8 protein-coding genes and 1 pseudogene are annotated in these 7,506 nt (G+C 72.5%); 6 read left to right on the forward strand and 3 right to left on the reverse strand.

Annotated elements, in window-relative coordinates:
- Positions 1 to 137 precede the first annotated feature (137 nt).
- Both L2I40_RS14945 and L2I40_RS14950 read left to right on the forward strand, forming a co-directional pair.
- Positions 138 to 1,382 (forward strand): ABC transporter permease, encoded by a 1,245-nt coding sequence (locus L2I40_RS14945; RefSeq protein ID WP_237215983.1) that lies wholly within the window; start codon positions 138 to 140, stop codon positions 1,380 to 1,382.
- A 65-nt stretch (positions 1,383 to 1,447) separates the two neighbouring features.
- Positions 1,448 to 2,497 (forward strand): Bug family tripartite tricarboxylate transporter substrate binding protein, encoded by a 1,050-nt coding sequence (locus L2I40_RS14950; protein ID WP_237215985.1) that lies wholly within the window; start codon positions 1,448 to 1,450, stop codon positions 2,495 to 2,497.
- 25 nt (positions 2,498 to 2,522) lie between these two features.
- Here the strand turns inward: L2I40_RS14950 and L2I40_RS14955 are convergent, their stop codons facing one another.
- The gene (locus L2I40_RS14955) at positions 2,523 to 2,975 is read right to left on the reverse strand and encodes a DUF3237 domain-containing protein (protein WP_237215987.1); all 453 of its coding nucleotides are present in this window, start codon (positions 2,973 to 2,975) and stop codon (positions 2,523 to 2,525) included.
- Positions 2,976 to 3,014: 39 nt separating this feature from the next.
- On the opposite strand from L2I40_RS14955, the gene L2I40_RS14960 reads away from it, so the two are divergent.
- Together L2I40_RS14960 and L2I40_RS14965 are read left to right on the forward strand one after the other, a co-directional pair.
- Positions 3,015 to 3,737, forward strand: coding sequence for an ABC transporter ATP-binding protein (locus L2I40_RS14960; RefSeq protein ID WP_237215989.1), 723 nt, complete (start codon positions 3,015 to 3,017; stop codon positions 3,735 to 3,737).
- Positions 3,738 to 3,811: 74 nt separating this feature from the next.
- A complete protein-coding gene (locus tag L2I40_RS14965; protein ID WP_237215999.1) occupies positions 3,812 to 4,849 on the forward strand; it encodes an ABC transporter substrate-binding protein in 1,038 nt (345 codons plus the stop codon).
- 4 nt (positions 4,850 to 4,853) lie between these two features.
- Here the strand turns inward: L2I40_RS14965 and L2I40_RS14970 are convergent, their stop codons facing one another.
- The gene (locus L2I40_RS14970; RefSeq protein WP_237216000.1) at positions 4,854 to 5,696 is read right to left on the reverse strand and encodes a Rieske 2Fe-2S domain-containing protein; all 843 of its coding nucleotides are present in this window, start codon (positions 5,694 to 5,696) and stop codon (positions 4,854 to 4,856) included.
- Positions 5,697 to 5,965: 269 nt separating this feature from the next.
- On the opposite strand from L2I40_RS14970, the gene L2I40_RS14975 reads away from it, so the two are divergent.
- Positions 5,966 to 7,003 (forward strand): ABC transporter substrate-binding protein, encoded by a 1,038-nt coding sequence (locus tag L2I40_RS14975; protein WP_237216002.1) that lies wholly within the window; start codon positions 5,966 to 5,968, stop codon positions 7,001 to 7,003.
- A 99-nt stretch (positions 7,004 to 7,102) separates the two neighbouring features.
- A complete protein-coding gene (locus tag L2I40_RS14980) occupies positions 7,103 to 7,327 on the forward strand; it encodes a hypothetical protein (protein ID WP_237216003.1) in 225 nt (74 codons plus the stop codon).
- On the opposite strand, the pseudogene L2I40_RS14985 reads toward L2I40_RS14980, so the two are convergent.
- A pseudogene (locus L2I40_RS14985) lies at positions 7,319 to 7,506 on the reverse strand (diacylglycerol/lipid kinase family protein); the annotation flags it as partial. The gene L2I40_RS14980 and the pseudogene L2I40_RS14985 sit on opposite strands and share 9 nt — an antisense overlap.

The following is a 7,506-nucleotide window of genomic DNA, read 5'->3' on the forward strand; positions in this document are numbered from 1 at the left end:
CAGCGCGGGCTCGAGCCCGGTGAGGCGGTGATCCTCGACCCGCCCGCCGGCCTGCAGGACGGGCAGGCGGTGCGCCTCGCCGCGCCCCCCGCGGCGGCGACCGCGGGCCGCACCGCGCGCGCGGGTGAGGCGGGAAGGTGAACCTCATCCTCGAACTCGCGCGCGGGATGCTGCGGCGGCGGCGGCGGCAGACGCTCGTCTCGGTGTCGGGCGTGGCACTCGGCGTCGCCTTCTTCATCGCCATCGCGGCGCTGATGCGCGGCTTTCAGACCTACTTCGTCAACCAGATCATCGACGTCGCGCCGCACATCACGATCAAGGACGAGACGCGGCGGCCGCCGGCGCAGGCGGCGGAACTGGTCGCGCTCGACGGCGCGGTGGTGGTGCATGGCGTGAAGCCGCGCGAGCGGATCCGCGGCATCCGCGCCGCCGGCGACAAGCTGGCGATGCTGGAGGCGATGGAGGGCGTCGCGGCCGCGCCGGTGCTCTCGGGGCAGGCGCTGCTGCGCTATGGCTCGCGCGACGTCTCGGCCTCCATCACCGGCATCGACCCGGCGCGGCATCCGCGCGTGTCGAACATCGAGAAGGACATGATCGCCGGCAGCCTGGCGGACCTGCGCACCACGGCGAACGGGATCGTCATCGGCGAAGGGCTGGCGCTGAAGCTCGGCGTGTCGCTCGGCGACACCATCTCCGCCGTCTCGCCGGCGGGGGTGACGCTGTCGATGAAGGTGGTGGGGCTGTTCCGCACCGGCATCCAGAACGTCGACCAGGCCTTCGCCTATTCGCTGCTCAAGGTGAACCAGGTCCTGCAGGACCGGCCGAACGTGGTGAACCAGATCCTGGTGCGGCTGGCGGACGTGACGCGGGCCGAGCCGCTGGCGCGCCAGATCGAGGCGCGGTTCGGCGACCGTTCGGAATCCTGGGAGGAGCAGAACCAGAACATCCTGACGGTCTTCGTGATCCAGAACGCGATCATGTATTCGGTGACCGGCGCGATCCTGCTGGTGGCGGCCTTCGGCATCTACAACATCATCTCGACCGTGGTGTTCGAGAAGACGCGCGACATCGCCATCCTGAAGTCGCTGGGCTTCACCGAGGGCGACATCCAGCGGCTGTTCCTGGTGCAGGGCGTGATCGCCGGCATCCTCGGCGCGATCGCGGGCTGCCTGCTCGGCGCGCTGATGATCGAGGCGCTGGGGCAGGTGCGCTTCGGGCTCGAGACGCCGGCAGGCAACGACCGCTTCATCCTGGCGCGCGACTGGCGCGTCTATCTCGCGGCCTGCTTCTTCGCGGTCTCCGCGGCCGGGATCGCGGCGGTGATCCCGGCGCGGCGCGCGAGCCGGCTCGACCCTGTGCAGGTGGTGCGCGGGGCGGCGTGACACGACCCCTGGCGCGGGGCGCGCCGGCGATGTTATGGCCCATAACAAAGCCGGAGGAACCGACCATGGATCATCGCGCCACGGGCTGCCACGCGCCCGGATCGCACGCGCCCGCACGCCATGCCAGCCAGCGTGCCGCCAGCGGAGGTCGCGCCATCGGGCGCCGCGGGTTGCTCGCCGCCGGCCTGCTGCTGCCGGCCGCGGCCGCCGCGCAGACCTTCCCCGATCGTCCGGTCCGCATCGTCCTCGGCTTCCCGGCCGGCACCGGTCCGGACGTCGTCGCGCGCATCCTGGCCGAGGCGCTGCGCGAGGTCTGGCCGGCGGGCGCCGTGGTGGAGAACCGCCCCGGCGCGTCCGGGCACATCGCGGCGCAGGAGGTGGCGCGCGCCGCGCCGGACGGCCATGTGCTGCTGTTCGGCGAGGTCGGGCAGCTCGCCATGGCGCCGAGCACCCATGCGCGCATCCCCTATGACCCGGCGCGCGACTTCGCCCCGGTCGCGGAGGTCGCCTCGATCGAGTTCGCCTTCGTCGTCCCGGCCGCCGTCCCGGCGACCGACCTGGCGAGCTACCTCGCCTGGGCGCGGTCGCAGCCGCAGCTCTTCATGGCGACCTTCGGCGCCGGCACGCCCGGCCACTTCGCCGCCTCCATGCTCGGCTCCGCCGGGCGGCTGAATGCGGAAGCGGTGCATTTCCGCTCGACCGGGGAGGCGATGACGGCGGTGCTGAACGGCCAGGTGCAGGGCATGTTCGGCTCGGTCGTCCTGGTCGCGCCGCATGTCGCCGCCGGCCGGGTGAAGGCCTTCGCCACCACCGGCCCGCAGCGTTCCGCCGTGCTGCCCGCCGTGCCGACGACGGCAGAGCTCGGCCTGCAGGGCCTCACCTTCGAGGCCTGGTTCGGCCTGGTCGCGCCGGCGGCGACGCCGGAGCCGGTGCAGGCGGCGATCGAGGCGGCGACGCTGCGCGTCCTCGCCAACCCGGCGGTGCAGACGCGCCTGCGCGAAGCCGGCTTCCGCGTCGCCGCACAGGGCCGGAGTGCCTTCGCGCGGCTGATCCGCGACGAGACGCAGCGCTGGGCGGAAGTGGTGCGCGCCACCGGCTTCCGCGCGATCGAGTAGCCCCGCGCCGCCCGTCGCGTACCGTCTACAGCGCGAAGATCCTGATCCGCACGTTGTCCGGCCGCCGTTCGCCGAGGCCCAGGAACAGGCTGCGCGTCAGCCAGGCGTGCTGCGGCGCGCTCGTCTCGAAGGCGGGCGCGGTACGGAAATAGACGCGCTCGGGCGGCACGGGCTCGCCGCGCAGCAGCCGCGCCATGTCCTCCGGCGCGGCGTGGCGCAAACCGCGGTTGACCACGTAGACCAGCGCGCCGTCGTCGAGCCTGATCGTGTAGCGCGCCTCGATCTCCGCCACGCCGTCGGGGCGGATGAGCTGGTAGTCGGCGCCGCCTGGCAGGATCTCGCCCGTCAGGCGCGGCCCGGTCACGCGGCCGCCGAGGATGGGCACGATGCGCCGCTCGCCCAGCGGGCCGGCGCCGAAGCCGACCGGCGCGGCCACGCCTGCCTCCACCTCGCCCACGAACTCGAAAGCCGGCTCCATCGCTTCCTCCCCCGATCCTGCGGGCTGTAGTCTGGCCCGGTGTCCGAGACTACGGCCCCCCGCGAGACCGCGACCACCATCCCGCTGCTCGAAGCGCGCGGCATCTCCCGCACCCTGCCCGAAGGGGTGACGCTGGTCCGCGACGTCTCGTTGCGCTTCGCGAAGGGCGAGTTCGTCGCCGTCACCGGGCCGTCGGGGTCGGGGAAGTCGTCGCTGCTCTACCTGCTCGGCCTGCTCGACCGGCCGAGCACGGGCGAGGTGCTGCTCGAAGGGCGCGACACGGCGCGGCTCTCGCCGCCCGAGATGGCGGCGCTGCGGCTCGCGCGCCTCGGCTTCGTGTTCCAGTTCCACTTCCTGCTGCCGGAGTTCTCGGCGCTCGACAACGTGCTGATTCCGATCCGGCGGCTGGGCCGGCTGCGCGACCGGGCGGCGCGGGAGCGCGCCATGCACCTGCTGGACCAGCTTGGCCTGGCCGATGCGGCGGCGAAGCTGCCGGAGCAGCTGTCGGGCGGCATGCGCCAGCGCGTCGCAATCGCGCGCGCGCTGGCCAACGACCCGGCCCTGATCCTGGCGGACGAGCCGACCGGCAACCTGGACACGAAGAACGCGGGCGCCGTCTTCGACAGCTTCGCGCGACTGGTGGCGGAGGAGGGGCGGACGGTGATCGTGGTGACGCACGACCCGGACCTGGCCGCACGCACCTCGCGCCGGGTGCATCTGGTGGATGGGCGGGTGGTGTCGGACGGCGCGACGCCGCACTGATCCGCTTGCGCGCCGCCGCCGCTTCGCCCTTAGTCGCAACGGAACAGGCGCAACCCGGGAGGGAGGGAATGGGCATGAGGATCGATCGTCGCGCGTTGCTGGGGGCCGCCGCGCTTGTCCCGCTGGCCGCGCCCTACGCCGCCAAGGGCCAGGGCGCGCTGACCAATGTGCGCTTCATCCTCGACTGGGCCTTCCTCGGGCCGCAGGCGCCGTTCCTGATGGCGCTCGACCGCGGCTACTACCGCGAGGAAGGGCTGAACGTGACGGTGGATCGCGGCTTCGGATCGGGCGACACGCCGATCAAGGTCGCGTCCGGCGCCTACGACATCGGCATCGCCGATCTCTCGCCGACCATCCGCATGCGGCTGACGCAGCCGAATGTGGATCTCGTCACGCCCTTCGTGATCCAGCAGGGCAGCCAGCTCACCATCATCAGCCTGCGCCGGGCCAATATCCGCACGCCGAAGGACCTGGAGGGCAAGCGCATCGTGGCGCCGGAGACGGATGCGGGACGGCAGCTCTTCCCCGCCTTCGCGCGCGCCACCGGGATCGATGCGTCGCGCATCTCCTGGGTGACGGTGACGCCGCAGCTGCGCGAGTCGATGCTGGCGCGCGGCGACGCGGAGGCGATGGCGGGCTTCGAGACCTCCGGCCTGTTCAGCCTGCGCACGCTGAACGTGAACCCGGCCGACATCGTGTCCATGCGCTATGCCGCGGCCGGCGTGCCGCTGCTCTCCACCGCGCTGCTGGTGCGCCGCCCCTATGCCGAGGCGAATCCGCGCGTCGTCACCGGCATGATCCGCGCCATCGTGCGCGCGCACAACGAGAGCTGGACGAACCCGGACCTGCCGATCGCGTCGCTCACGCGGCGCGACCCCACCACCAACCCGGCGCTGGAGCGCGAGCGGATGGTCGCGAATTTCGAGTTCATCCGCACGCCGGATGTGCTGCAGGGCGGCTGGGGCAACCTGTCCATGGCGCGGGTGCAGGGCGCCATCGACACGGTGCGGACGTCCTTCGACATCGCGACGCCGCTGGCAGCAGCCGATCTCTATCTGCCGCAGTTCCTGCCGCCGGCGGAGCAGCTTCGCTTCCCGTCCGCGGCCGGGTAGCCGCTCACGCCTCCTGCGGCAGCCGCGCCTCCGCCTCGCCATGCTCGGCGAGCAGGGCGGCGAGGCGACGGCGCATCTCGATGCCGGGCTTGTCGGAGGGCATGTGCAGCTCCTCCGACATGGACAGCGGCACGTCCCAGGTGCTGCTCTCCAGCACCGCCTTGTCCTCGATGGTGACGGCACGGTCGAAGGCGATCACCTTCTCGGCCGGCGCGTCGGCCTCGGCGTCGTTGCGGTAGACCCATTGGCAGATGCGGCTGCGGCGGTCGTCCACCGGCGTCGCGGCGGTGACCAGCACATGCGTCAGGCCGGTCGGGTAGTCGATGCGGCTGGCGCGCAGGAAGGGCAGGAACCAGCGGCCCTCGATCATGCGCACCGTGCGCTCGCTGTCGGTCTTGATGAGGTCCTTCGAGAGGCCCTTGTTCGTCACCGGCGCCTCGCCGCGCATGACGAAGCCCCAGGGCGTGTGCTCGATCTCGACTGGCGCGGGGCGCGGCTCCTCCAGGATGCCGAAGGTGTTGGCGTGCACGTAGGACAGGTGCGCCATGTCGAAGCTGTTCTCCATCAGGCGCAGCCCGGCGACGTCCCATTCCTCGTGGAACTCGTCGATCTGGCGGAAGCGCGGGTCGTGCGCCTCCGCGATGTCGGGGATGTCCGCGATCGGGTCCTCGAGCGCGACCCAGATCCAGCCGTAGCGTTCCGCCGCGTGGTGGCCCGTGGTGCCGCCCTTCATGCCGCGCAGCGGCTCATGCGCCTGCGGCACCTTGCGGCAGCGTCCGTCGGCGCCGAAGGCCCAGCCGTGATAGGGGCAGGCGATGGCCGGCCCGTCCGGCACGTCGTGGTCCACGAAGCCGAGCGTCGCGCGCGGCGAGATGCGGGCGCAACGGGGTTGCGGTGGCGGGCGGCGGCGGAAACTGCCGCCCAGCACAGCCGGATGAACGGGGATCGCGCGTCTGCCTGCGCGCCGTGCAGGCCCTGCCCACGCCGCGGGCGTTCCCCGCGCCGGCTCTGGATTTCGCCCTGACGCGCCGGCGTTCCGCGCTTGCGGCCGCGCGCGCGGATTAGACAATTTGCCCGGAGATGCGGGCCGGAACGGCCCCGCCGGGAGACACGAACATGACCACCCGCCGCCGCACGCTGCTCGGCGCCGCCGCGCTCGCGCCCCTCGCCACGCCCTTCGCCGCGAAAGGCCAGGCCGCGCTGACCAATGTGCGCTTCATCCTCGACTGGGCCTTCCAGGGACCGCAGGGCGTCTATCTCATGGCGCTCGATCGCGGCTTCTTCCGCGACGAGGGTCTGAACGTCACCATCGACCGCGGCTTCGGCTCGGCCGACACGCCGGTGAAGGTGCAGTCCGGCGCCTACGAGTTCGGCATCGCCGACATCTCGCCGATGCTGCGGATGCGCATGACCCAGGCGCAGACCGACCTCATCAGCCCCTTCGTCCTGGCGCAGGGCAGCCCGCTGGCGGCAATGACGCTGCGGCGCACCGGGATCCGCACCCCGAAGGACCTGGAAGGCAAGCGCGTCGCAGCACCCGAGACCGACGCCGGGCGGCAGTTCTTCCCCGCCTTCGCGCGCGCCGCCGGCATCGACGCCAGCCGCATCACCTGGATGACGGTGACGCCGCAGCTGCGCGAGCCGATGCTGGCGCGCGGCGACGCGGATGCGATCACCGGCTTCGAGACCTCGGGCGTGTTCAGCCTGCGCGCGGTCAACGTGAACCCGGCCGACATCGTGTCCTTCCGCTACAGCGCCGCCGGGGTGCAGCTGCTCTCCACCGCGCTGATGGTGCGCCGCCCCTATGCGGAGGCGAACCCGCGCGTGGTGACGGCGATGATCCGCGCCATCGTGCGCGGCCATGTGGAGGCCTGGCGCGACCCGGATGCCGCGATCGCCGCGCTGGTGCGGCGCGACGCGACCGCGCCGGCGCCGCTCGAGCGCGAGCGGCTGGTGGCGAATTTCGAGTTCGTCCGCACGCCCGAGGTGCTTTCGGGCGGCTTCGCCAACCTCACCATGCAGCGGGTGCAGGGCGCGGTGGACACGATCCGCAGCGCCTTCGACATCGCCCAGCCATGGAACGCGGCCGACCTCTACACCGCCCAGTACATGCCGCCCGCCGAGCAGCTGCGCTTCCCCGCCGCGGCGGGCTGAACGGCGCGCTTCCGCAACGGGACACAGGGGGAGAGCGATTACGGCTCTCCCCTTCGCGTGAGTGGAATGTGGCAAGATCTGGGCATATATGGGACAGCGATGCCACATTCGAGCGGGTCCCTCTTCGTCGCCCTCTGCCTCACGGCCGGCTTCGCCGCGCTTCTCGCCATGTCGAGCATCGCGGCGGTGCTGCTGGTCGGGTTCGGAACGCTGGTCCTTCTCGTCGCGCTCGGCAGCGCGGCGGTGGCCGTGACGAGCGGGGTCTGGGCCGTGGTGCTGGCGCTCGCCGCGCCGCGCTCCTCCGGGACCGCGATCTCAGGGTAGCAGGAGCCGCAGCGGGCCGGGCGCGTCCTCGATCAGGACGGGACAGGGCCCGGTGGGATCGCCGTCGCATTGCGTCGGCACGGGCACCGCGCCCGCCAGGGCGATGCGGCGCGCCGGCCGGATCTCGACGCCGGGCAGGCGGGGGATGAGGCCGAGCGGCAACGCGGCGCCGGCGAGCG

Source organism: Falsiroseomonas oryziterrae (genome assembly GCF_021864505.1).
Taxonomy (GTDB): Bacteria; Pseudomonadota; Alphaproteobacteria; order Acetobacterales; family Acetobacteraceae; genus Falsiroseomonas; species Falsiroseomonas oryziterrae.